General features: G+C 46.2%; 19 protein-coding genes. 4 read left to right on the top strand and 15 right to left on the bottom strand.

Translation table 11 applies throughout. The annotated features are described in order from the left end of the window. Window positions 1–37 precede the first annotated feature (37 nt). From EFA69_RS14700 to hsdR, 7 genes are all read right to left on the bottom strand, one after another. Entirely contained in the window at window positions 38–1,360 is a 1,323-nt protein-coding gene (locus tag EFA69_RS14700) for a hypothetical protein (protein ID WP_123133855.1), read from the bottom strand. Between the two features lie 80 nt (window positions 1,361–1,440). After that, window positions 1,441–1,797 carry a hypothetical protein gene (locus EFA69_RS14695; RefSeq protein ID WP_123133854.1) on the bottom strand — a complete coding sequence of 119 codons (357 nt, stop codon included), beginning with the start codon at window positions 1,795–1,797 and terminating at the stop codon, window positions 1,441–1,443. A 105-nt stretch (window positions 1,798–1,902) separates the two neighbouring features. Beyond that, window positions 1,903–2,859 carry a hypothetical protein gene (locus EFA69_RS14690; RefSeq protein WP_123133853.1) on the bottom strand — a complete coding sequence of 319 codons (957 nt, stop codon included), beginning with the start codon at window positions 2,857–2,859 and terminating at the stop codon, window positions 1,903–1,905. Between the two features lie 170 nt (window positions 2,860–3,029). After that, the gene (locus EFA69_RS14685; protein WP_123133852.1) at window positions 3,030–4,787 is read right to left on the bottom strand and encodes a restriction endonuclease subunit S; all 1,758 of its coding nucleotides are present in this window, start codon (window positions 4,785–4,787) and stop codon (window positions 3,030–3,032) included. A 6-nt stretch (window positions 4,788–4,793) separates the two neighbouring features. Further along, window positions 4,794–6,233: a type I restriction-modification system subunit M gene (locus EFA69_RS14680; protein WP_123133851.1), complete on the bottom strand. Its 1,440-nt coding sequence runs from the start codon at window positions 6,231–6,233 to the stop codon at window positions 4,794–4,796. A gap of 22 nt (window positions 6,234–6,255) precedes the next feature. Next, a complete protein-coding gene (locus EFA69_RS14675) occupies window positions 6,256–7,464 on the bottom strand; it encodes a PDDEXK-like family protein (RefSeq protein WP_123133850.1) in 1,209 nt (402 codons plus the stop codon). Between the two features lie 2 nt (window positions 7,465–7,466). Then, a complete protein-coding gene (hsdR, locus tag EFA69_RS14670) occupies window positions 7,467–9,854 on the bottom strand; it encodes an EcoAI/FtnUII family type I restriction enzme subunit R (protein WP_123133849.1) in 2,388 nt (795 codons plus the stop codon). Between the two features lie 409 nt (window positions 9,855–10,263). On the opposite strand from hsdR, the gene EFA69_RS14665 reads away from it, so the two are divergent. After that, entirely contained in the window at window positions 10,264–11,700 is a 1,437-nt protein-coding gene (locus tag EFA69_RS14665) for a hypothetical protein (RefSeq protein WP_123133848.1), read from the top strand. A 732-nt stretch (window positions 11,701–12,432) separates the two neighbouring features. Here EFA69_RS14665 and EFA69_RS14655 read toward each other — a convergent pair. The 5 genes from EFA69_RS14655 to EFA69_RS14635 form a co-directional block, all read right to left on the bottom strand. Further along, window positions 12,433–13,512 (bottom strand): sensor histidine kinase, encoded by a 1,080-nt coding sequence (locus EFA69_RS14655; protein ID WP_123133846.1) that lies wholly within the window; start codon window positions 13,510–13,512, stop codon window positions 12,433–12,435. A 330-nt stretch (window positions 13,513–13,842) separates the two neighbouring features. Continuing rightward, entirely contained in the window at window positions 13,843–14,217 is a 375-nt protein-coding gene (locus EFA69_RS14650; protein ID WP_123133845.1) for a response regulator, read from the bottom strand. A gap of 405 nt (window positions 14,218–14,622) precedes the next feature. Then, complete coding sequence (locus EFA69_RS14645; RefSeq protein WP_123133844.1) at window positions 14,623–15,462, bottom strand: hypothetical protein; 840 nt, start codon at window positions 15,460–15,462, stop codon at window positions 14,623–14,625. Between the two features lie 68 nt (window positions 15,463–15,530). Beyond that, window positions 15,531–16,259, bottom strand: coding sequence for a hypothetical protein (locus EFA69_RS14640; RefSeq protein ID WP_123133843.1), 729 nt, complete (start codon window positions 16,257–16,259; stop codon window positions 15,531–15,533). 327 nt (window positions 16,260–16,586) lie between these two features. Further along, window positions 16,587–17,546, bottom strand: coding sequence for a hypothetical protein (locus tag EFA69_RS14635; RefSeq protein WP_123133842.1), 960 nt, complete (start codon window positions 17,544–17,546; stop codon window positions 16,587–16,589). Window positions 17,547–18,244: 698 nt separating this feature from the next. Here EFA69_RS14635 and EFA69_RS14630 point away from each other — a divergent pair. Then, complete coding sequence (locus EFA69_RS14630) at window positions 18,245–19,696, top strand: toll/interleukin-1 receptor domain-containing protein (protein WP_123133841.1); 1,452 nt, start codon at window positions 18,245–18,247, stop codon at window positions 19,694–19,696. 125 nt (window positions 19,697–19,821) lie between these two features. Then, window positions 19,822–20,445 carry a recombinase family protein gene (locus EFA69_RS14625; RefSeq protein WP_123133840.1) on the top strand — a complete coding sequence of 208 codons (624 nt, stop codon included), beginning with the start codon at window positions 19,822–19,824 and terminating at the stop codon, window positions 20,443–20,445. 43 nt (window positions 20,446–20,488) lie between these two features. On the opposite strand, the gene EFA69_RS14620 is transcribed toward EFA69_RS14625, so the two are convergent. Continuing rightward, window positions 20,489–21,265, bottom strand: a complete 777-nt coding sequence (locus tag EFA69_RS14620; protein WP_123133839.1) for a hypothetical protein — start codon at window positions 21,263–21,265, stop codon at window positions 20,489–20,491. A gap of 301 nt (window positions 21,266–21,566) precedes the next feature. Between EFA69_RS14620 and EFA69_RS14610 the strand changes: the two genes are divergently transcribed. Beyond that, the gene (locus EFA69_RS14610; protein ID WP_123133837.1) at window positions 21,567–21,968 is read left to right on the top strand and encodes a hypothetical protein; all 402 of its coding nucleotides are present in this window, start codon (window positions 21,567–21,569) and stop codon (window positions 21,966–21,968) included. A gap of 95 nt (window positions 21,969–22,063) precedes the next feature. On the opposite strand, the gene EFA69_RS14605 is transcribed toward EFA69_RS14610, so the two are convergent. Beyond that, a complete protein-coding gene (locus EFA69_RS14605) occupies window positions 22,064–22,354 on the bottom strand; it encodes a helix-turn-helix domain-containing protein (protein ID WP_123133836.1) in 291 nt (96 codons plus the stop codon). Window positions 22,355–22,500: 146 nt separating this feature from the next. Then, window positions 22,501–23,433 carry a translation initiation factor IF-2 N-terminal domain-containing protein gene (locus tag EFA69_RS14600; RefSeq protein WP_123133835.1) on the bottom strand — a complete coding sequence of 311 codons (933 nt, stop codon included), beginning with the start codon at window positions 23,431–23,433 and terminating at the stop codon, window positions 22,501–22,503. Between the last annotated feature and the right edge of the window lie 477 nt (window positions 23,434–23,910).

Raw genomic sequence — 23,910 nt, 5'->3', positions numbered from 1 at the left:
AGAACCTTACCCTAGCACAAAGACCAGACAAATAAACTTAATCGATCTTCCCGCCGTGCTTGTCTATTGTATAGAGCAATCGGGCCAACTCAAACTTCACGTAGTCATCTATTCCATTCTCCTTGCGTGCCTGTGCGTCACTCATACCGCTGCGTAGGTCGTTAAGATAGGTATAGTAATGGTTTCTTACATGATGGAAGAGGCCATGTAGTTCTCCTTTGGCTTGTTGAACCTCTTGTTGGTCATGTTTGGCTTTCTCAAGCACTTCCTCCACTATGTAAAATTCCTCTTCCATAGGGAGAGCATTGCCTTCCCGGTCCAGCGACTCAGATTTGTATATCTTGAAGTAGTGTTGGTCCAAGCATAATTCCTTTCCTAATTTATCTTTCAGGTTCAAAATAACAGGCTCATCTCCGGCTACTTGTTGGCGGTTCTTGTTAAAATAGAGCAGCACATCTTGCCCATCTGCCCGATAAACCTGAATGACTTCCAGCAACTGATCAAACTCAAAGCCCAGCATCAGGCGGGTGGGCCGGTAGTATTGCGCTAAATGACCGGAGACGGTTACCCCTGAATCTCGGCTGAACATGATTTCTTCTATGACTACAGAGTCGGTGAGTACGGTGTACTTTGGGTTCCAAGCCGCGGGGGCTTTTGCCGGTGCTGGCTCATCAAAGAGACTGGCTGGGCCGCTGTCATAGGGTTTCGCCATGTCTTCTTTATAAGTCAGACCTTCAGCTATATCCAGCACCTCCTCCTCTACCCAATCCTCTATAAACACAGGCTCATCTGGGTTATAGCGCACATATTGGTCTATGAACTTGAGGTAAGGCTTTAGTTGCTTGTAGAGCTTGGTGCGCTTAAAGGATTTGGGGTGCTTGCTTTTTAGCTGATACAACTCTCCGTAGCAGTCTAATCGCTTAAGGGCGTAGAACTCATCCAGAATAGCCTGCGGATGAACAAAATTCAGAGCCACCTCCATCAAGAAGATCGGGTACGTGTGGGTGATGATCCCTAGTTCCGGCAGAATGTCATAGGGGCTGAGTTCTTCTTCTTTGGCTTTCTGCAGGAGTTCCAGGTCGGTGAGGACCGGACCTGACAGATGGGCCTCAGCGGCTTTCTGTAGGGCGGCTATGGTTTTCTGAAGAACTGCAACGGTTACAGATTTCCGGTTAGCCAGTTTGTGCAGGAGCTTGAGGTGCTTCAGAGCAGGCGGTAAGCCAAACGATTGCAGGATCTCTTCTTCTTTGGCAAGGACTTCTTCAAATAGATCTCCGTCCTGTTCAGGACCTCCCTTTTCTTCTAAGAGTTTGTATTGTCTGAAATATTCTAGCAGGTCTGCTTCTTGTTGATGAGACATGGTAATTTGTAATTGAAATTAAATTGCGTTTAGAGCCTGTTTTCTGAAAAACAGGCTCTAAACGCACGGCAACTACCGTTTTACTGGTTAATGGTAAATCCTGCTTCTAGGAGGCAGGCATTGAGTAAAATCAGAAACTGGTCAAAGTCTGCGGGGTAATGGTTAGACCCGTAGCTTTTGAGTTTTTGCTGCGGGGTTTGCCAGTTCAGCTCCCATTGGGTGCCATCACAGATCATCTCAACATACTTCTTCTTCCAGCGGCAGTTCTCCAGAAAGACCACCAAATTTTGCCAGACGGGTCGGTCTGTGATGGAGACAGTTTTCTCCTGCTCTACGTAAGGCCCCATGCCTTCTGCGCAATGCAAGTAACCATCTTGCAGGCGCACCCAAAAGTTGCTTCGGCCGTAGCCACCCAAAAAGAATTCAAATGCCATCATAAAAGGTTGCTCAGTTCTCTGCGCACAGAGAAATCTCAGGGGCGTTTTGGGCCTGTTTTTCAGAAAACTAGCCCAAAACAGAAAAGAGGTTAATGGGATGAAGGTTTAAAACAAGGCCAGCTGGTTCTTGAGTAACTCTTTCTCTTTTTTGAGCTTCTTGCCCTGCGGGGTTTCAACGGTGGCCTGGCCGTCTTGTACGCTGAGTACGGTTAAAACTGCGTAGGAAGAATGGATGACCAACCCTGTCTCAGAGAGTTTTCTTTTTACTTCTAAGCGGCAGTCTATGCGGCTACCGCTTCTGAAGGAGACGGCCTTCTGGATGATGTCTCTTTTGAAGTCCTCGTCTTTCATGTAGAAATCTATGGGTTCACCGGTGGCGGCGTAAAAGCCTTTCCATTTGTAGGGCCCGGTGCTGAGCACGGGCGAGATGATTTCAATCTGGGCCTGCTCATCCAGTACCGAGGGCAATTCATCTGTATCTAAAATAAACTGACCGAAGTCTTTCTTCTGGAGCACCTTTGGCTGGCCTATTTCCTCATCCTGCTCATTCAGTCTGGTAAAGGAGACGTGGGTTACTTTTGAATAGTGCTGTAAGGTCTTGTAGAAATTAGATTTATGCTTGACAATTTTATAGCTGTAGTTACTGAGGGTCTCTGCCGCTTTGGCCACTTCTAGCGTGGCATGGGCCCGGTTAAACTCATTCACCTCCTGTTCCAGTTTCTTTATTTCAAGCCGCAGCTTCTGCTTTTGCAGTTCGTCTAGATCAGTGTCTGAATTGAGTTGGTGAGACACCACCGCGGTAATAACCCCACCTATAATGGAGGCCAGAATACCAGACAGAAACCGGTTTTTGGTAATGATTCTGAACTTCTCCTTTAAGCCGCCCTCTCTATAAGGCTCAGTTTCCAGCTTTATTTTGATGCCCAGAATGGCGGCTATCTCACTGGCTACGGCTAATAATTCTGCCTCGCACTTGTTCCGGACAGCGGCATCCATGGTGTGGGAGTTATCTGTGAAGAAATAATGCAGCTCTAGTTTGTGAAACAGTGAAAGCGGTGCCATGTACGGGAACTTTGAAATAAAGGATTTACGGGTATTGAAGATAGCGAGATGGTAGAAAACCGCCTGAAAGAAGGAAACGATGCCGGGGAAATATTTCCGTTTTGGGCCTGATTTCTGAAAAACAGGCCCAAAACGGAAAAGGCATGGGTAAACTAAAACCAAAGAAAAGTTTACGCCTCCAAGACCGGTTCTTCCTGCGGTTGCAAGGCGGCGTGCACCACGGCCTGCATCAGGGCCTCAGACTGCTGGTTAGACTGCTTTAGCTGGTTCTCCAGTGCCTCACACATCTGCATAAGCTGGTCTACTTTGGCCACGATGGCTTCTTGTTCTGCGAGCGGGGGCAAAGGGAATAAAATAAATTTTAAGTTACCAGCAGAAAGCTGTTGTTGGGCACTTCCTGAAGATTTATCTATTAATAACTCGCTGAATAAAGAAGAAGTTAAATATGTCATACAATATGACACTATCTCACTTAAATAGTTTCTTATAATAATTATTTGAGCATTAATAAAGCCTTTTTTATACTGTTCATTTGCTTTAAATAAACCGACTTTCCCTACTGAACCTCTTAAAACAAAAAGGATATCATTATCTTGAGCTTTTCCACTTCTAAGTGATTCAAACTTTGCTGGCGTAATAAAATCAAGATTAGAAAAATTCACTAACTTATTCTTGATGTTTTTAGTACTAAAAAATGGAATACCCTCAGCTTTGATGTCTACACCACTAGGGTAATTACTACTTCTATCACCATTTTCAAATTGTGAAATATCATTCATTCTACACCAAACCCAACCTTCCGGCAGTACATAGGGCACTTCGGATTCTGCGATGGGTTCTAGCGGTTTCTCTTTCTTGATTTTCTTCTCCTTCACCAGTTGCGCTTTCTGGGCCTGAATCTGTTGCAGGAGTTGGGCGGCGGGTTGCACGGTGGGGTTTTGCTGGCGCCACGCCGATGTAAGTTTGCCTTGCACCGCCAGTTGCAGAATGGCTTCGCGGAGCTTTTTCACGTTGGCCTCTTGGGTGAAGAGAAGATGGAAATGCTCCTTCAGGAAAAGCCATTGCTGCTCCAGTTCGTCTGCCGGGGCGGTAGTAAGCGCCTGTAACGCGGCCTCGCCGAGGCTTTTTTGCAGCTGTATTCTTTCAAGGGCACCTTTTTCCAGTTCCTCAATTTTCTGCATCAGCTCTTCTACCCGCGCCACAATGGCCTCCTGCTCTGCTAACGGCGGAAGAGGAACGGGATAACATTTTACAAATTCGGTTGGTACTCTTTTCTGACCAGCCGCCCCACGCATATTTAGCTTTCCATCCTCCAAAAACTTCGGACTTTTAAAGAGAATGTAAATGTACTCGGGCAAGACTTCCTTTGAAATCGACCTAAAAACATGAAGTTCAGTTGTAGCGGCCCCAAAGCCATTAATGAGTCCTTTGAAAACCCCAGCTTTAGAATTTTCAAAACAGGGAGTTATTTTGGCTAACGCGACATCATTTTCAGCTACATGTGTAAATCCACTTTTTACTTCTTTCCAACTTCGTTCCTCAAAAACAGGTGTTATTCCATACTTTTCTGAGACTAAAGTCATAGGAATAAATGATACCCGAGTGTCATCATCTACTTGATTTCGTGGATTTACAATTCCTAGTTCATCCAACATACAAGAAGCCCAAGAAGTAGGCATATTGTACTTCTCGTCTTCAACTGAAATAGAAATTGAGTTGGTGGTTTTAAATTTCTTCCCTTTGACCAACTTAGCTTTTTCAGCCAAAACACGTTTCAGAAGTTCTGAGGCGGGTTCTACGTTTGGGTGTTGGTTTCGCCAGGCTTCGGTGAGTTTGCCTTGCACGGCCAATTGCAGCACCAGCTCTTTGAGTTTGGCGGCGTTCTTGGGGTGCCCGGTGAGTTGTTCAAATTGCTCCAGTAGTACCATGCGGGCTTAGGCGAGTAAAGATTCTTCCAATGCGTGCACAATGTCGGCCTGAAGCGCCTTTACGCGCTGCGCCGTGGCCTGTAGTTTTTCCAGCAAATCGGCGGGGTCGCCCAGGTCATGCTCCGGCGCGTGCGGGTTCTTGATGTCCAGGTTGTAGTTTCGGGCGGCAATGTCCTCTACAGACACGCGCCAGGCGTGGGCATTCTCCTCGCGGTGGTGCCACCAGGCTTTCTCCAGGTCAAACTCTTTGATGTTGATGGGCTTGCCTTTGTTGTAGCTTTTCTGCCCCGCCGGGTACGGGTGCTCAAAATACCACACCTCTTTGGTAGGCTGGCCCTTGGTGAAGAACAGCAGGTTGGTTTTAATGCTGGTATACGGGTTGAACACGCCGTTGGGCAGGCGCACAATGGTATGCAGGTTGCACTTGCTCAGCAGCTCTTCCTTGATGCGGGTTTTCACACCCTCCCCGAACAGCGTACCGTCTGGCAACACCACCGCCGCGCGGCCGTTGGACTTGAGCAACCGCATGATGAGGGCCATGAACAGATCGGCGGTTTCTTTGGTCTTGAACTTAGGCGGAAAATTGGCATCGGTGCCGTCTTCCTCGGTGCCTCCAAACGGTGGATTGCTCAGGATAATGTCCACCTGGTCTTTGCCGGTCCAGCTGTCATAGGGGCGCACCAACAGGTTGTCATGCCGAATCACGGGCACATCCATGCCATGCAGCATGAGGTTGGTGGTGGCCAGCATGTGCGGCAGCGGCTTTTTCTCTACCCCCTGAAAGCTGCTTTGCAAGGTCTGGATGTCACTGGGGTTGCTCAGTTGCGCGCGCACGTGCTCAATGGCGCAGGTGAGAAAACCACCCGTTCCGCAGGCAGGGTCCAGCACGGTTTCGCCCATCTGCGGCGCGGTCATGTCTACCATAAACTGCGTGACCGCCCTGGGCGTGTAATACTCCCCAGATGAGCCCGCGCTTTGCAGTTCCTTGAGCATGTTCTCATAAATGTCATTGAACAAATGCCGGTCACTGGACGAGTTGAAGTCTATCTGATTGATTTTGTTGATGACCTGCCTGATGAGCGTGCCGCTTTTCATGTAGTTGTAGGTGTCTTCAAACACCTGCTTCACAATCCAGCCCTGCGGGTCTGCCTTGGGCGATACCTCCAGGTTCTTGAGCGTCTCAAACAGCTCATTGTTCACAAACTGCAACAGCTCCTCGCCGGTCATGCCTTCTTCATTGGCCGCCCACTGGCTCCACTGCAAATGCGCCGGAATAGGTGATTTATAGTTCTCTATGGTCAGTTCCCATTCTTCTTCTTTGTCACTGAACACTTTTAAGAAAAGCATCCAGACCATCTGCGAAATCCGCTGCGCGTCTCCGTCCACGCCCGCATCCTGGCGCATGATGTCTCTGATGGATTTGATAACACCGGAAAGGTTACTCATTGGTAAAGTTTGGTAAGCGTACTTATTTATTTTCTACTTGTTGTTTGAGGGCGATTAACTCGTCTTTGTGGGCAAGTAATATTTCTTCAACTGCATCTATTGTAGGTTTCAGTTTCTGTAAAAGGGACTTAATATCTCTTTCTACACTAAGTCTATCTAATTTAGTGTCTTTATAATTTATAACTTCTCTTTGTTCAAATAATACATAATACCCTTCCCATGGATATTTTTTACCTGATAGCGCAGGAAGTAATAACTCTTTGACTTTGGCTTTGAAGGGTTCAATACTTGGTGAGGCTGTGAGCTTTAAAAGTACATCTCTATCTCTAAAATGTATTTCAAAAAGTAGGCCTTCTGCGTTAGTCCAACCATTAGGTTTAGAGTATTTAGGTATAAATTCACTTATTGATGCTGGTAAGAATCTGACAAAGTTGGGTTGTTCAGAGCCTAATAAAAATCCTTCAGCTTTAACTACCTCATTAGCGACTTCTGCATATTCCTCGGCAGCATTGGGTCTATTTGCAAAAATATAATCTATCAACTTCTTGTGGTTCCGATAAATATCCCTTGCCATTTCATTGGCTTTATCATTGCCCATAATATTTCGTTTTAAAGATTTTATGTAGTCGTTAATGTAAATCTTTGCTTGTGTCGAAATCAAATCTTGGTATATATTTAATATTCTATCTAGAATAGTAATAATATTTCTATAGGTGATAAATGAATAAATGTCTGTTTCATGTGAACTTGTTTCTCCATAAGGTGTGAGGTAAAGGTATACCTGCCTATAAGTTGGTTCAGGAAACGCTGCTTGTATGATATTTTTGTATTCCGTAAGCTGTTTACCATTGTCCTTTGACCAGACCTTATTTTCAAGACAGATGACAAGGTTTGGGAAAGAAATTAAAAGGTCAATATGATGCCATTCCCTTCTAATTTCTACCTTCCGGTAATCTAACATTTCAGCATCCAGCGGAGTTACATTTTTAATTTTCTTGTCAAAAAAGATTTCTCGCAAGAATCTCTTTAAGAAAAGGTCATTCAAGCCATGGCTTTCTTTTGGATTTAAGAGCCACGCTAAAAAGTTGGAGTGCCTTATTTCCATGTTGTCTATGGCCAAAATAGAGAATATATTTGGCTCATTCAGCTCAAGTTCCAATCTGTCTAAATTGGTGTCTTTCATTAAAGCCAAATATTGCTTCTGCAGGTCATGTTCGGTTATTTCTGCCATTGCTATGCTGTTTTATACAACTCCTGCTCCAATTCCTGCACCGCTTTCTCAAAGTCTGCCTTCTTCCCGAACCGTTTTACAATCTCCATGGGCGTGCCCAGTTGATTGAGTGGCTTCACGTTAAGCACCGCCGTGGTTTCAATAGAACTGATGCCTTCATCGGCGTATTTCTCCAACAGCGTCTGCAGTACTTCTTTGGCACCTGCGCCGTACTTCTCAAAGTAGTTGCGTTTCTTCACTTCTTCAGCGCGTTCTTTGCGGGTGAGAGGCGGTTTATCAAAGGCAATATGGACAATCAAGTCAAAGGCGTCCAAGTCTTTGCCTATCTCCTGTTGCAGTTCCTCAAACAATACGCCTTTCTCGGTTAATTCATTGATAATGGCTTCTTTGCGCTCGCTTTCATTCCACTTCTGCAGAAAATCATCTAGAGAAGCATATTCAAGCAATAGCTTATTGCGTGAGTAGTCTTTTAGAGACTCTGTGATTAATTTGCCGTCTGCGCCGTAATACTGCACCCGTTCATTAGCCACCGTCACGGCTACATCATTGAGGTAGTATTTTCTAGGTTTGCCTGTACCTGGGTCAATGGTGGGTGGCGTCAGAGGAGGGACATCTGTTCCATCTTCGTCTTCTCCGGGTATAGGTTTCCCACCCGTAAATTCATCATCTTCTCCTCCTTCTGGCGGGTTAGGTGGTACAATGGGTTCGTCATCTTTGGGTTCATAAATTACCACGGGGTCGCCGTCAAAGTCAGGGTCGGCAAATAGGTTAGTTACCTTCCGGAAGTCCATGATAGTGAAATACACCTTTCCGTCGTCTTCCCGTAGGCGGGTACCCCGGCCAATAATCTGCTTGAACTCTGTCATGGATTGAATACCTGCCTCCAGAGCAATCACTTTCACCATTTTGGTGTCAACGCCAGTGGTGAGCAACTTAGAGGTGGTGGCAATCACGGGCTGCTCCTCTACCACTGAGGAAAAGTTATACAGCTCTTTCTTGCCTATGTCGTCATCGCCGGTAATGCGTACCACGTAGTTGGGGTACTGCTTCAGCATGTCACTGTTCTCGTTCACCAAGGCTTGCCGCATGCGCTCGGCATGTTCGGTGTCCACGCAAAACACAATGGTTTTGGCCATACGGTTGGTGAGTTTGAGGTACTCAGAAATCTTTCTGGCGGCTACCTTGGTACGCTCATCTATGACCAAGGTGCGGTCAAAGTCTTTGGTGTTGTAGATGCGGTCTTCTACCTCGTGGCCGTACTTGTCTACTTTTCCTTTCTCGGGACGGTAGCCGTCATCTACGTTCAGGCTTAGGCGCACTACTTTGTAAGGAGCCAAGAAGCCGTCTTCAATGCCTTGCTTTAAAGAGTAGGTATAAATGGGTTCCCCGAAGTACGTGATGTTGGAGGTATCCTTCGTTTCCTTGGGCGTGGCCGTCATGCCCAAATGGACCGCCGAATCAAAATACGTCAACACCTCACGCCAGGCAGACTCTTCCTTGGCACTGCCACGGTGGCACTCATCAACTACCACCAGGTCAAAGAAGTCACGGGAGAATTGCTTGAATACATTTTTCTCTTCCTCTGAGCCTGTGAGCCCTTGGTACAGTGCAAAGTAAATCTGGTAAGACTTATCCACCTCGCGGTTCTGGATCTTGGTCATAATGTCTGACCCAAACGGCCGGAAGTCGCCAGTCTTGGTCTGGTCCACCAGAATATTGCGGTCAGCCAGGTACAAAACCCGCTTTACGGTCTTAGCTTTCCAGAGCCGCCAGATAATTTGAAAAGCTGTATAGGTTTTGCCCGTGCCAGTGGCCATCACCAACAAGAGGCGTTTCTCTCCTCGGGCCACGGCTTCAATGGTGCGGTTAATGGCTATCTGCTGATAGTAGCGCGGGGCTAGGCCCGTTTCGTCTTTATGGTTTTCTTCTTTAACAATCTCTTGCTGCGGCTGGCTTAATCCTTTAAAGGCCGCATACCGCTGCCAGAGTTCTTCCGGTGACGGAAAGCCACTCAAAGGAATCTCTGTCTCTACCTGCCCTTCTTCTTTTGTGGAGTCAAATTCCAGAAAGGCATCACCATTGGAGCTATAGACAAACGGAATATCCAGAATAGCCGCATAGTCTTTGGCTTGCTGCATGCCCGCGCCCACAGAATGGTTATTCTCCTTTGCCTCAATGATGGCCAGCAGCGTAGATTTATAAATGAGCACATAGTCGGCCCGTTTCTGTTTGCCTCTGGTGTACTTCTGGCCCCTTACAATGATTCGGCCATCGGTGAACGACCATTCTTCCCGTACCTGTTTCTGAATATCCCACCCGGCGGCTACTAAGGCTGGGGTAATGAATTTGGTACAAATGTCTCTTTCTGAGAGAGATTGCTTATTAAACATAGGATTTTACCTGGAGAAAGGCTATTTGTCCTCCAAGTTAAATATTTGATTCGAGAGTCTTAGGGAGATTTTTATTAATCCAAGAAGATATACACCCAACTGAGTAGTTGTTAGAATGATCGCTCCAAACTTGATCAATCTTTGAATTGGCTATCTGCTATGAAATGGAAAGCTAGGTACTACAATCAAGACCTATAACTTGTCTCAATAAAAAAGCGCCTGTAAATCAATGATTTACAGGCGCTTCTAAACAATTTTGTGATCCCGTTTGGATTTACATCATATTCAAAACCCCGTTTTTTAGCGTTTAAACGATGATTTCTCAAATTTTTGGCGTAAGCTCCTAGGCATTTTGGCGTAAGGTTTTTACCTTTGTGGAGTAAGAATTCCACAAGCTAACTATTTAACTATGAACAAGAAATACACCGTCAAGGCGATCATCCAGAAGGTGAACAAGGCGGGTGTCGCTCCCGTGTCCGTCTGCTACACCTATGACGGTCTAAAACAACTCTTCGCAATCGGTTACTCAGTACCAGCCGACGATTGGGATAAGAAAAACGAGGAGGTGATCAGCAACCGCCCGAATGCCTCGGCGGTGAACGCGAAAATTCGCAAAATTCAGGATCTAGTCCACCAAGCCGCCGACTGCTTCAAGACACCCACCCGCGAGCTGGTGAAGGAAAAATACCATCAGCTTGTTGAGGAGGAAAAAGAGAAAAGGGAGAACGAAGCAAAAATAAAAGAACTTAACAGGGTCGGAACAAAGGGTCTGGAGATGCTATCCAAGATTGAGTTCTTCGACGCGGTGGAGAAGAAGCAAGAGTTGACCAAATCCCTAGCCGAAGTCGATGCCGAGCTGAACCGCCTGAAGTCCGAAGGACTCGTCGACATCAGTGAGGAGGAGATGTTGTTCAGGAAGCACCTAGAGTCATACCATATCAAGTTCACCACGAACGGGTCGACACAGGTGAACCAGATCAAGACGTGGTCGAAGACTCTTCTGGAGTTCTCAACAGATACGAAGACCCCGCTCCTCTTCAGCCAAATGAACAACAACTTCTACATCGCCTACGGCGACTACTTATTGAACACGAAGGACTACTATAATGGCACGTTCGGCACCGCCGTAAAGCGGCTGAAGACCTTCCTACGTCACATTCGTGACGAATATAAAGTCGATGTTAACCCCGCCTTCAAAAAGTGGAAGATCCTAGAGGACGAGCCGCCAGTGGTGTACCTAACTGACGAGGAGATTGACAAGCTCTACTATGAGTACCGTCCTCTGTTGACTGAGGCGAAGCAGCGGCTGATCGACCACATCGTGTTCCAGAATCTATGCGGCTTCCGCTTTAGTGATATGAAGGCTTCCGCTTGGAAAGAGATCGATGGTGTGCTGGTCGGTCAACCAAAAAAACAGGACAAGCGAGTCGCCGAGAAAAAGAAAAAGAAATATCAGATTCCTTTCTTTATAGACAAGCAGGGTCGGATCAAGAAAATATTAAAGGAATACGAGGGCAAGATGAACTACTTCGTGGCACAGGATTACAACAGAGATATGAAGGAGCTGCTGAAGCGGTTCTTCGCCCACTACGAGATTGTGAAACCTGACGTGACCTTTAACCGCTATAAATTCTCGAAGGCATACGAAACAACTAAACCGTACTTCAAGTGCTTCTCCAGCCACTCAAGTCGCCGTGGCTTCGTGAACCGATACGCGGGGAAGTTGGAGGACAATCTGATTCTCGGTATGCTAGGCAGCTCCAGTCTACGCGAGCTTCAGCGGTACAAGGATAAGTCACCAGAGAAGCTTCTGTCCTCTCTCCAGCACCACTTTGAAAAAGAATAGCAAAAAAGGCTACCCGCTTAAGGTAGCCTTTTTTAGTACTTGAACAGATTGCGGGGAATCGTGCTCAAAAGATAGTTCGCGCACCTCACAGTATAACGCACATACGCCTTCCCGATCCTTGTTTTCCTTCATAAACGAACCTATGCCATACCAGCATCACTAATCTCTCCCATTATATTTAATACGGTGGGTTGATGCCAGCAGTATTGGACAGGATTAGGTTTCCCCGACCCTTCCTTGTTTGTGTTTACCTTTCCATTTTTCAGTATTTTCCACGATACTACGACAGCTAAATGTCGTACACTTGGGATATGGCTTTTTTATTGGAATATTTCAGGGAGATTGACATCAGCAGGTTGACACACCAAGAGGCTAAGCAGTGCCTTTACTACTTGAACTTAATACAGCTCTCAAACCAAGCTTACGAAGCCGAGGGCGCACCGATTCGGGAAAAGGTGATCGAACGGCTGAAAGAGCTGGAGAATCAGCAACAGAAAAGCTAGACTTGCATAACCACCTGTGGGTATGGTTCCCCCTCTGGAGCCGCGTCAGTTCCACTTGCGAAGCACTCTTGTGTAATTTAATGATCGGCAAAGTGCGTTCATGCCTTCAGTCACGCTGCTTGGTTGCACAGCACCTGAAATATAGGAGAGGTTTCCTCCGCCCGAGTAACGATGTTTTCGTTTGAAGGGCTTTGATATGCCGTAGGTACAGCAGCAGACTCAAGGCTATTCAACCTTTGAGGTATACCTTGAATTCAGACCCTACTCCGACGGTGCTCTCCACTTGGATCTGGCCTTCCATCTCTTCCACCAAGTTTCTTACGATGTACAACCCAACCCCTGAACCCTCCACGTCATCCTGCAATCTGGTGTAGCGGTCGAAGATCATGGACTTCTTGTCTTCCTCGATCCCCCTGCCGTTATCCCTTACCGAGAGCAGGATGGAATCCCCCACCCGCTCCGTGCTGATGAGCACCTCAGGTGGCCTGTCTGGCGACCTGTACTTGATGGCGTTGCTGAGCAGGTTGTAGACGATGCTCCTTGCGTTCTTTCTGGACAGGTTCACCTCTGATTGGTTTACCTCTTTCCTGATCCTTGCGCCTGATGCCTGTATCATGTCCTTGAGGGCAAGCATGGCATCCTCTATCAGATTCTCGAAGTTCACCCTCGTGGCGGCGGTGCCGAAGTCATGGTCGTTTTCACCTATCTCCGTGAGTTCCTTCACCGTTTTTTGGAGGTGCTCCACAGACCTAGCCAACAGACCCAATACCTCCTGTGTGTCTTCCTCACTGGCGGGCTTTTCTACCAACATGTTGATCAGGTTGCCCATATTGGCGAGCGGCCCCCTCACGTCGTGCGCAATGGTATAGATGGCCGTCCTGTAGCTCTTGTTAAGGCTCTCATACCCTTGCAGGGTAAGGATACGGTCATTGATGTCCACGAAGGTGATGATGACACCGTTCGTCCTGTTCTCCTTCCTGACGAGGTAAGGCAGGATGTTCATCTGGTACCATACCTTGTCCGCGGTCTGGATCTCCTTCTCCAGACTTTGCTGGGTGCCGATCACCTCATGAATGTTCTCTATGATGGTAGGGAAACGGATGTTGTTGGAGACATCGGCTATATGCCTGCCGATGTCACTTTCCCTGAGGCTGAACTGCCTCATGGCGGCAGGGGTGTACTTGCGCAGGATCAGGTCGGCGTCCACGAAAAGCTGGGGGATGATGGTGTTGTTGAAATAGTTCTCCAGCTCCTCGTTCAGCTCGGACAGCCTCTTGTTCTCCGCCGCTTGCCTTTTAAATTCTCCCATTAGCCTTGTAAATGAATGACCCGCTTATCTTCCGCAATATACCTGTTATCTATGATGTGAAACAGACCTTTTATGAAAATTGATTTCCAATTCGACGTATCCACAAGGCAAAGTGTAGGTGAACCTACGCTGCCTTTTCGAGCCAAGCGTATCATCTCCCCATAAAAATGGCATTCCCGTTGGGTGAATGCAAAAAGGTTCTCGGAAAAGGTGGCAATGGCTCTGGGTCTTCGAGCCGAGGTCGCCTAAGCTGTAATCACGTCCAGAATAAAGTCTACACGTAAATGGAGACACTGACGCTTCCGAAGGGATCTTGGCGCGCCGCTTTGCTTAACCCAGGACGGCAAGCAGTTTCTCCCTCGTCAGGGGCTTGGGGATGAACGCCGTCACCCCATGGCTTTTGGCCCTCTCAATCTCCCTTGGGTCTTCCGTGCTGCTGAGCATGACGATCCTTGTGCCGCTCATGTCGTAGAAGCCCAGCTTCCCCAGCTCCTGTAAGAACCCGAACCCATCCATCACGGGCATGTTGATGTCCAGCAGGATCAGATCGGGGATAAGCTGGTCGGCTTCCTTTCCAATCAACTCCAGCCCCTTCTTCCCGTTGCCCGCGTAATGGACTTGCTCAGCCAAACCCAGCCCTTTCAGGATGCGTTTGGTCAGGAAGATACTTGCCTCGTCGTCGTCAATGATCAATACCTCTCCCATCAGGCAACATTTTGAAAGCCAGCATTGTGCGTTACTGCTATACCCCAATAATATACGGCAGGGAACCGCTTTGGATTAAGTTATCAGGTGTTAATACTCATGGCGGAATGGTGAAAATACGATGCCTTGGCTCCAATCCCTTGGTTCTTCTTTAGCTATTTAGAAACTAGACAACCAAACGGCCACTGAAACGAGCATCCAAAACCTGATTCACTGCTCCATTTCCGTGCTGCTGAAGCGGTACTCGGAGAGCAAAAATGATTACAGCACATGGGTGCGGTTACTGGAGAAAGCGGGGATCGGCCTTACGGTAACGAGCTGTCAAGATCGGTGCCCCCTAGAACAATAGCGACAAATTGACGATCAGCCACTGCATAGTTAAATTTATATTGCTGGTGCTGCGACTCAATCATGGGAGGATTCCTCCAGATACTCCTTCAAATCATAAATATACTTGCAGTATGGAATGAATACTTGAAGGTTGGCAAAAAGCGTATCCTTGTCGATCTGTTTACCAGTGGGGTGCCCTGCGGAGTTGCGGTTCCTTCGGATCATCTCGAACACTCCCAACAAAGTATTGGTGTAGCCATCCCTCAGTTCATATGGTAACTGGCCGAGGTGACGCTTGAAATCCTTGTCAAACTCCTCATATTGGGTTTTGATGAATTTCCCCTCAACTCTTTTCCCGAACCGCTGGCCTGCTTGCCCGTTCCTGAAAGTTTCCGCGTAGGTATCGATCAGAAGCAACAACGCCTTCTCGGAGGCGCACCCCAGTGTTATGGTCGAAGAGAGAAGCTGGTTGATGCTGTAAGTCCTAATACTCTCCGACAGGTAGGTTTCGATGATACCGTCAAGTTCGGGCACTTCTCTTTTCAGCCGATCCATATAACCTGAAGGATCGTGTGGTGTTGGCTGCAAAGACCCGATAACGGTTTTACCGTAGTCGGTCAGGCTGAGCCACGGCCATGAGTCATTGTGGTAGTCTCCGATCGTGACTACCCGCTCGACGATTAGGTTCCAGATTATCTCGCGGACAAGATTCTCATCCTCTCTTTGCAAAGGGAAATAAAAGGTTTGGTAATGGGTGGGATGGGGGTTTGATACCAACCCTTTCTGAACCGCTGTCGCCCCGATCATATTGCATAAGTTCTTGAACTCAAAAGAGCCTTCAAACCGTTCAAGAGTGTCCAAAACAATCGATTTCAACTGCTCGAAGGGAATATTGATGCGCGGCACTTGGTTCATGTTCCTTTATTTTGTTTCAAATCCCAGCGTGAGTATTTCACGGAGCATTATCAACCTGCTGGTTGCCTTTATTTGTAATCACCGATCCATGGCGATTCCACGTTCAGGAATGCGGTTGTTATTTTTACTGTGCGCTTTTCATTGTAAGCGAAGTTTCCGAAGCTGCTGATGTTACACATATGTTCATGCGCGGCGGCGGATTCTTCGGCAAGAAGATACCCAAATGGCTGGAAGTTGATCTCTGACCATTTCTGCACACCATGTTCTGGAGTGTAAACAGCAGAGTATCCCATCATTCTCTTTATTGGTGACAGGGTGGAATACAGGAAAACCTTATACCTCTCGGGAAGTGCCTTGCTATCCCTATCAAGGATGAAACTAACCAGATCCTTCTGGGATCGTAGGTGACCACCCTTGTCCGCTGACATGAACATAGTGAGTATCTGCTTGATGACGTTAAGTGGTTTGATGTGGTACGTGCCGCGGATTGTGTACTGAAGCCTTTCATAGCTTTTTATGATTGCCATCCCCTGTTGGGCAAAATCCGCGAAATCCCTTGCGTACCAATCCCCAGTGTTGTTATTACACTGCACGCAGAGGGTATACCCCCCAAATCCCTTTGGGCTTTTCTTTTTCTTACCGTACAGATAGCTCTTATCGTCAAATAAGTGCTCGTGGCTCTGCATCAGGATGGGCTTGTCGTTGAACGCAGATTGAGGAGGAACGTGCTCAAAAGACAGCTTCCTGACCTCACCGCATAGCGCACATTGGCCTTCCTGTTCCTTGCTTTTCTTCATTTGTAAACCAGCATCACTTATCTCTCCAAATATATGGAAAGCGCGTGGTACTTGCCAGCAAGCCCAAGGAAGCACTATTACTCCGTGATTGGTGCGGCCATCGAAAGTGCGCGGAGTACTATTTGTTGATCATGTCCATGAGATTCTTTTGTTCTGCACGGTATTAAACGGCCTCACCCTTCGATTTGTTCGTTGCCGATTGGAAGTATTTTTTAGATAACAAATATGATATAAATGCTTGTTATTAAATAAATATGAGAGAATTTGCAAAGGCATTTTCTATTAAAATCTGCAAATAGTTGCCATATTTTCTTAATTATATTGAATTCACAATTGACGAACGATTCGTTCCTTGATGGTCTTTATATAACCTAATAGCTCTAGCACATCGTTTTCCCGCACGACGATCCTTTGCCCTTCCCGATAGGTGTTGTCACCCGTCTTGGAGATATACTTCTCGTCCACCATACCTTCGGTATGCTGTAAGAGGTGCCTCCTTTGGAAGAACACGGTAAGCCTCTCAATCTCATGCTCCTCTAACCAATCCGAGTACGAGGTGCCGAACACCTCTCTCCACAGATCCCCGCCCACGTCCAGCTTCTGGAAAGCGTTGAAAGGAGCCTTCTTTGCATTAGATAACCCAGCGTACGTCACCTCGCAGAATCTCTGCATGGTGACCACGCAGTCTGACAGCCCTTTCTCCAGCAGGGAGCGGCAGGTGTTCTCGGCCTCGTCGGTGCTCACGGCTGACACCGCCTCTTTTATGATCGAAAGATTCCTTACCATACCAACGATATTGGCGAGGGAGTTATCGAACGTCTCTTCCGCGGAATTGTGCCCACAGCAAGGGCAGAAGAATGCGCTGCCCACGACAGCGTAACTGGTGGCACACTCGGTGCGGGCTATCACTTGCTGCATCTCTTCCATTGCTGGGATGGGCAGCAGGAAAGTCGCAGATGGCCCTCGGACAGAAATGGACATTTTAACAAAGGGGTTGTTGTATTGCCTCCTGTTGAAATCAGCGGCTGCCCCCGCTAGGGATTGCCTAACCATGCTGGCAAGGCGTTGCATGGCCCTATCTCTGATCTCCTCTACCTGCTCGGTGGTGAACCAGTTCCCGTAAGCTGAAGTATGGCCGCACTGTGGGCAGTGTACTTCCTGATCCTTCAGCTTTCCTGTCCAATCTGCAAGTAGCACCTTAAATTTGAAGCCGCATTCGGCGGATGGGCATTCCCGATCAAGGTATCCCTTACCGTCGGCCATGATCTGGAGATCTAGGTTTTCCATTTATCAGTATTATTTTCTTACGGTGTAAATGATAGCTATTTATGGTTAGACAATCATTATTGTTCAGGATTATCTATTCCTTAGTCCGATACTGTGATTTGCTCTTTTATTTTTACACGTGAGAAAATACATTTTATGAAATCTTTTCAACTTTCAATTTTGTTATAAAATGATATATTTGGAACTTGTTGGAAAAATTTATGTTTTTGAAATACTCAATAGCATTTGATCACATAAAGAGATAGAGTAGGTTGTAGGGAGGTGTATGTATAAGCATACCTAATCCTTAAACAGATGAAGCTGAAAATTGAGTTCTCTCTGAAGGTGGATAGGCAGTTTATGGTTGTAGTATCACAAATACTACTGACTATTTTAAAACTGCTTCCCCTGTTAGTAGGCTACTTGGGCAACTAAGTAGATTTATGGTGAGTAAGTCGGTAGCGGGGTAATACCCGCTACCGACTTACTCACCATAAATAACTCGATAGGTATAGGTCATTGATGTCAAGTTAATTACTCGACATGATCTATATCTGAGAGGCACTTCCCCGCCTATTTTTATAGCCATACTGGGTCACACTGGTATGGCTATTCTTTTTTTGCGCTTTTAGTAAAAGCCCATAATTAAGAATATACCCTAATTCTATTTATATAGTCATGTGATCATATAGTATATTGGGATCCACAAGCATTTAAGTATGGAGGCTCCATTACAGATGAACAGAAAAGTATTTATCTCCTACAGTTGGACGACGCCAGCGCATGAGCAATGGGTATTGGCCCTGGCGGAGAGACTAATGGCTGACGGTATTGAGGTCGTGATTGATAAGTGGGATTTGAAGGAAGGACATGACCTCTATGATTTCATGGAGTCGATGGTTAAATCGGAGGGCATCCATAAAGTATTAATCATACTTGACAAGAAATACTCTGAGAAGGCAGACGCTAGAAGTGGAGGGGTCGGTACCGAGACACAGATAATAAGCCCTAAGATCTATAAGGATACCTCACAAGAGAAATTTATCCCGATCGTAGTCGAGCGGGATAATCTAGGCAACGCCTTCCTGCCAACGTTTTTGGAAGGAAGGGTATACATAGATATGTCTAACAATGATCAATTCGAGAAGAACTACGAATCCCTGATCAGGAACATCTACGACCGCCCATTGTACAGTAAGCCAAAGGTGGGTGCCGCGCCGAAGTATCTCTTCGAGGAGACACCGATGAACTTCAAGACGTCCTTCCTTCTGAGGAGCTTCGACAGCCATTACGACAGGCACCCCAACCGCCTCAACTCAATGATCAGAGAATTCCTAGACGAGTTCTACATTAACCTGAAGGCGTTCGGCATAACGTTTGAGACCCACGATCACATTGGAGTAGGAAAAGCAATTTGCGACAGCGTCAACCAATACACGCCCCTGCGGGATGACTATATTACCTTTGTCGACAAATTGACCAAGCTTGGGGTAGAATTCGATTTTGACGTGATGGTGAGGTTTTTTGAGAACCTTACTTTATTAACTGCCCCTGGCGACGGAAGGGGCAGTTGGACGAACCACGAGTTTGACAACTTTAGGCTTTTCATCCGCGAGCTATTTCTGTACACCGTCGCAGTGGCCATGAAGAACGAGTGTTACTGGCTCGTGGAGAATGCCCTTCACTCGGGATATTTCACAAAAGACAGCAGGAACTACAGAAATGACGCTAAGAGCTTTGACGCGTTCAATTACCATGTTGACGTGATTGATAAGTATTATAAAGATACATTCTCCCAGAACTTCTTCAGTCCAATGGCAGACTTGATGATAAAAAGGCTACCAGAGACTGTTTCCAAGAGCCAACTAGTCCAAGCCGACTTGCTTTGCCACTATGTCGCAGAACTCAAAGATGTTTATTGGTTCCCTATGACCTACATCTATGATTCTTCTGGCAAATCTGAGATCTTCTATAAGTTGGTGTCAAAAAGGCATTTCGAGAAGGTGAAGGGTGTTTTTGGCTTTGATACGGTTGAAGAATTCAAGGCGAAGCTCATTAAAATGAAAGCCGAAGAGTCCAGCTCAAACCGTATCCGTTATTCAGGTTCTTTTGATTCCGTATCACCGTTGTATTCAGTTGTAGAAATCGAAAGCTTAGCAACTGTCAGATAAAGAAAGCTTGATTTAAAGGTATACTCTTCCGTGTGCATTCAAACAAGAGGAAAAGTGGGCGAAAACTTTGGATTCATTAAATATTATGCACAAATTTAAAGTAACAGGATAACCATCTTAAAAATATGCACAAGACTTGCCTTTATTGTAGAACTTCAAGCATTGATCAGAAGACAGACCGCCAACGGGTAAACGAGAAGGATTATGACTTGGTAATAGAAGACAAAGTAAGTGGTGCGGTGCCCTTCTTCGATCGTGAGGGTGGTAAGGAGATACAAAAGTTTGTTGACAACAATATAATAGGAAGTCTACATGTGTGGACGATTGACCGTCTCGGCAGGAACCTCCGCGACATCCTCAACACCATCCACTATTTCTCCGAGCGCGGCATTGCAATACACTTCGTGAATCAAGGGCTTGTGACACTGGACGGAAACGGTAAAGAGAATCCTATTGCTCAGTTGATTATCTCTGTATTAGGGATAGTAGCGGAAATGGAGCGTACCCAGTCGAAGGAACGCCAGATGGAAGGGATACACCTCGCAAAACTCAAGGGTATCTATAAAGGCCGAAAGCTTAACAGTAGTGAAGACACGCTGAAGTTCTTGAGCAAAGAGAAAAACAAGAAGGCTCTCGATTACTTGAAGAAAGGGTACAAGGCGAGCGAAATTGAGAAGATATTGGGTCTGCACCGTAACACCATTACAAAGGTGAAGAAGCTTGGGATGCCAAATGCAGCCAGCGTGTAACCAGTATTTCTCACTGGTTACACGCTGGCTGTACCGATTGAGATCAAAGGTTTTGAAAAACACCCCTGCGGGATAGATCATCTATCATATCCCTGAATTCAATTTTCCGCTGATCTGCCGTAGTTGGCTCAATCTGTGCCACGGGAGCAGGATAAACCTCTTCACCCCTATAAGCCATCGTCACTTTCGCATAGGTCATCAAGTTACCACCCATGTCAACTCGTGCATAGAAGGTGCGGTCACATGGATTGAGGTCTGGAAAAATGTATAGGTTTATCATGTTCCGCAAATTGTCAAGGTCGGTGGCAAAGGCGATCGGATGCTCCTCCATATTATTACTCAAGAATTGAACATGCACTGAATACCGATTTATATACAAGTCCTGCGCGTCTTCGTTTAGCATAGCGACTTTACCGTCCAATTGGTAACGGTGGCGCGCGGGCGGAAAGTCGTTGTAACGGCAGATGTGACTCTTCTCCGACATTGCTTGACTGGGTTCTATGAAATCATAGAAAGGGTTACCACCTTTTTTACGGGAAGGTTCCGCCAACATGATGGTGACGACATAGGTGCAGATATAGATCTTTTGGCTCCCTGGCACCGTGGCCTTCCCAAGAACGTCAAAGGATATAGGGTTGCCTGAGACTGGCTCTTGGAGCGAATCTATCACCTTTTGGGTCAGCATCTTGATCTCCTCGACGTTGGCTACATAGTCATAAGACCCTCTGTATCCTGTTTTTACTACTATTGTGACATTGAAAGTCGCGTCGCCGCTGCTGTTCGTGAAAAGTTGAATTTTAGGGCTGTTATTTAACGTCATCTTCCTTCTTTATTTTCTCAAGGTGTGACTTGCAGCCTTTCAATATAAGGTTGATGCCCAAGTCCAAGCATTCACTCTTAGTAAGGCGGTAGCCCATGCAACGCATAAAATCTCTGACATAATCCAACTTGCACCACGTCCTTTTGTACGCCTTAATTGATTTGAATTCATTCCTCATGTGGTATTTGTATTTATACTATATATCAGTATCCAACAATGGAAAATTTCTACCGCGGTTCTACAGATTGATCAATCTGGAAGCTTTGATATCAGTAATATATAAGGAAAACAAATAGAGGATATGGTAATGATTTTAGACAAGCAGGTTCTCCATGCCAGAGGTGGAACGGAAGTATACCAGACATATGATACAGAGACAGAGCTGTTCGGCATGTGCCGTGTTGATGGAAATGGCACAGAATTCCTGCCTGCGATCTTCCGCTACACTTTCAGCTTCGACCACTGCGGCACATGCGTGGTAGTTACGCAGAGTGATGAGTTCAAGCGGGTGAACCTGAAATGGGAGACGATCGCAATGGCAGCGGCAGACGAAAGGGAGCATCGTCTCTACATACTGAAGTACAGCCTGTGTGTCTGCGCAGGAAAGGGGGAATTAAATGGAGGCTGTACTGCATGTGGCGGAATCGGAAAAATAAGAACTCGATACGTCTGCCAGCACAACAGGAGAATTTTTAATTTTTAAAACAGGGTGACCATTTAAGCAAGCTAGTATGCCATTGAAGAGCCTTGGAAATGGCACTATGACATCCCCTACTTATACTGGTGCGTTCCGTTGCGTTATTCCTTCTCGGCACCAAGCAGTAGTTGCTTCAGTGGCCCGCCTAGGGCATTGAAGATCTCCCGTTTCTCCACAGGCACATCATCCTCGTCTATAGAGAAAAACAGCAGATAGGAGGTGGGGATCCCCAACTCCTCACAGATCCTTTTGATGGTGGACTTCTGGGGGAAGGAGGCGTTCGTCTCGATCTGGCAGAGTGCATTCACAGAAATGCCGCATTTCTCAGCGAACTCTTTCTGTGAATGCCCTCTCTGCTTTCTGAGAATCTTTACCGCGGTGCCTAAATTCATATTCTGGGTTTTAGTTTTGCCTTCACAGGTCGTCCAAGCCGAACAGCTTTGTTACGTCCTTGCCTATTGAGAGCAACCTTATGATTTTTTCAACTAACTTGCCGTAATCGAAATCTTCGCCTTCGATCAGGCGGATAAGTACCTCCTTATCCTCTTCCGACAGGTTGCATGATCTGACCCTGTCTATAAATATCTTTTTGTCTTCCATGTTGGAGTCTTGTTTTAAAACCAGTAAAGTTTGAACAAGCCTCTCTATGTTGTCTGTAGTTGAAAATAGAGAAGCCATTTGAGTTGATTGCTGCTCTACTTTCATCCTCTTCACCCGAGAAGACATGGAAAAGTTGGGGTGTTATTATTCTCTGGATCCTCTGTCTATTATCAAGGTCGGGTCGTTTGTCGCTATGGTCGACACATCTCTTACCCAAAGCTAAGGCTTTGATATATCGCTTCACCGAACCAAACCCGTAGCATTCCGCCTTGACTATTTCTGCGGTAAGACGCTGTACATGCTCTTCACTGAAAAACAGATCCTTATATACACTTTTTGAAGAGTCAGATTTCCATTTATACAATTCTTTGTAGCCTTCAAGGCTGGGATAAGCAAAAGCACTTTTTTTACTTGGGAGGTTTTGTATAAGGGAAATTATGGTGCTCTGGGCTATACCTGATTTCGGCTTAAAGCACTTCACTGACTCAGCAAAGTCAGAGGTAAGGATATCGGAACTGAAAAGATCCTGCGGAGTTATTTTTGGAGTACGTAAGCCTTCATAAGCCAATCGCAGTGCCTGAATAAGAGAATCAAGGTTTAATTCACAATTCAGGGGCTTTTGTCTCCCCTTGAATTTAATGTTACCTATAACCTTTATTCCAGTGACTGGCTCTACCTGCTGTCTTACTTTTTGGGCTGCTCGGTTTGCCGCCAATGCAAGCTCATCGGCCAGCATGTCAAACTGCTCCGTGGTTATGAGGCTGGTGGGTTTATTCTCTACCTCAATACCTTTGGAGACAAAGAACTCAACAATCGTGGAAACGCTTATGTTGAGTGATGTGGCGACATGCTTGAGTCTGAGCTTTTTCATAGAATCATATCTTCAAGACAAAGGTAGGGATAATAATGAAAAATACAAGCATAACATGTATTTTGTATTCAATTATCAATTCTATGCCATTATTTATGTTACGTGACACGGTCATCAATTGTTCATGTAAAGTGATATGCGATACCGTCAATATCATTGCACAAATTCATGAGAGTCTGCGTGACATGTAATGTTTCTGTGCTATATGAAAGAAGTTTCCCATATTGGTGCCATCAGGGATAACAGACAAATGCAGTATTTACTAGGTTACCTCGTGTGTCTGTCGATCATCTGTGACAGGATGGAGTGTGTCTCCCTGCTCACCCAGTTGTTGTTAACAGCCCAGCCATTTGGTATGCTGCCCTCCTCCAGTGCCCTTTTGATGATGACCTTGCGGAGCGGCGCAAAACGATCTGTCTGATTAGTCCTCTTGAAATGGTCTTCCACGATGCGGTCTATAGTGCGTTGCTTTAAGGT

The sequence above is a fragment of the Rufibacter immobilis genome, assembly GCF_003721565.1.
Classification (GTDB): Bacteria; Bacteroidota; Bacteroidia; order Cytophagales; family Hymenobacteraceae; genus Nibribacter; species Nibribacter immobilis.
The sequence above is the reverse complement of the archived record's forward strand: the minus strand, read 5'-3'. Positions and strand labels throughout refer to the sequence as shown.

Excerpts from the sequence above, each read along its gene's own strand:
- EFA69_RS14620 (WP_123133839.1), bottom strand. The coding sequence starts at position 21,265 with ATGACGTTAAATAACAGCCCTAAAATTCAACTTTTCACGAACAGCAGC.
- EFA69_RS14650 (WP_123133845.1), bottom strand. The coding sequence starts at position 14,217 with ATGGGAGAGGTATTGATCATTGACGACGACGAGGCAAGTATCTTCCTG.
- EFA69_RS14695 (WP_123133854.1), bottom strand. The coding sequence starts at position 1,797 with ATGATGGCATTTGAATTCTTTTTGGGTGGCTACGGCCGAAGCAACTTT.
- EFA69_RS14630 (WP_123133841.1), top strand. The coding sequence starts at position 18,245 with ATGGAGGCTCCATTACAGATGAACAGAAAAGTATTTATCTCCTACAGT.
- EFA69_RS14700 (WP_123133855.1), bottom strand. The coding sequence starts at position 1,360 with ATGTCTCATCAACAAGAAGCAGACCTGCTAGAATATTTCAGACAATAC.
- EFA69_RS14665 (WP_123133848.1), top strand. The coding sequence starts at position 10,264 with ATGAACAAGAAATACACCGTCAAGGCGATCATCCAGAAGGTGAACAAG.
- EFA69_RS14640 (WP_123133843.1), bottom strand. The coding sequence starts at position 16,259 with ATGAAGAAAAGCAAGGAACAGGAAGGCCAATGTGCGCTATGCGGTGAG.
- EFA69_RS14635 (WP_123133842.1), bottom strand. The coding sequence starts at position 17,546 with ATGGAAAACCTAGATCTCCAGATCATGGCCGACGGTAAGGGATACCTT.
- EFA69_RS14690 (WP_123133853.1), bottom strand. The coding sequence starts at position 2,859 with ATGGCACCGCTTTCACTGTTTCACAAACTAGAGCTGCATTATTTCTTC.
- EFA69_RS14625 (WP_123133840.1), top strand. The coding sequence starts at position 19,822 with ATGCACAAGACTTGCCTTTATTGTAGAACTTCAAGCATTGATCAGAAG.
- EFA69_RS14680 (WP_123133851.1), bottom strand. The coding sequence starts at position 6,233 with ATGAGTAACCTTTCCGGTGTTATCAAATCCATCAGAGACATCATGCGC.
- EFA69_RS14605 (WP_123133836.1), bottom strand. The coding sequence starts at position 22,354 with ATGAATTTAGGCACCGCGGTAAAGATTCTCAGAAAGCAGAGAGGGCAT.
- EFA69_RS14675 (WP_123133850.1), bottom strand. The coding sequence starts at position 7,464 with ATGGCAGAAATAACCGAACATGACCTGCAGAAGCAATATTTGGCTTTA.
- EFA69_RS14610 (WP_123133837.1), top strand. The coding sequence starts at position 21,567 with ATGGTAATGATTTTAGACAAGCAGGTTCTCCATGCCAGAGGTGGAACG.
- EFA69_RS14645 (WP_123133844.1), bottom strand. The coding sequence starts at position 15,462 with ATGAACCAAGTGCCGCGCATCAATATTCCCTTCGAGCAGTTGAAATCG.
- EFA69_RS14685 (WP_123133852.1), bottom strand. The coding sequence starts at position 4,787 with ATGGTACTACTGGAGCAATTTGAACAACTCACCGGGCACCCCAAGAAC.
- EFA69_RS14655 (WP_123133846.1), bottom strand. The coding sequence starts at position 13,512 with ATGGGAGAATTTAAAAGGCAAGCGGCGGAGAACAAGAGGCTGTCCGAG.
- EFA69_RS14600 (WP_123133835.1), bottom strand. The coding sequence starts at position 23,433 with ATGAAAAAGCTCAGACTCAAGCATGTCGCCACATCACTCAACATAAGC.
- hsdR (WP_123133849.1), bottom strand. The coding sequence starts at position 9,854 with ATGTTTAATAAGCAATCTCTCTCAGAAAGAGACATTTGTACCAAATTC.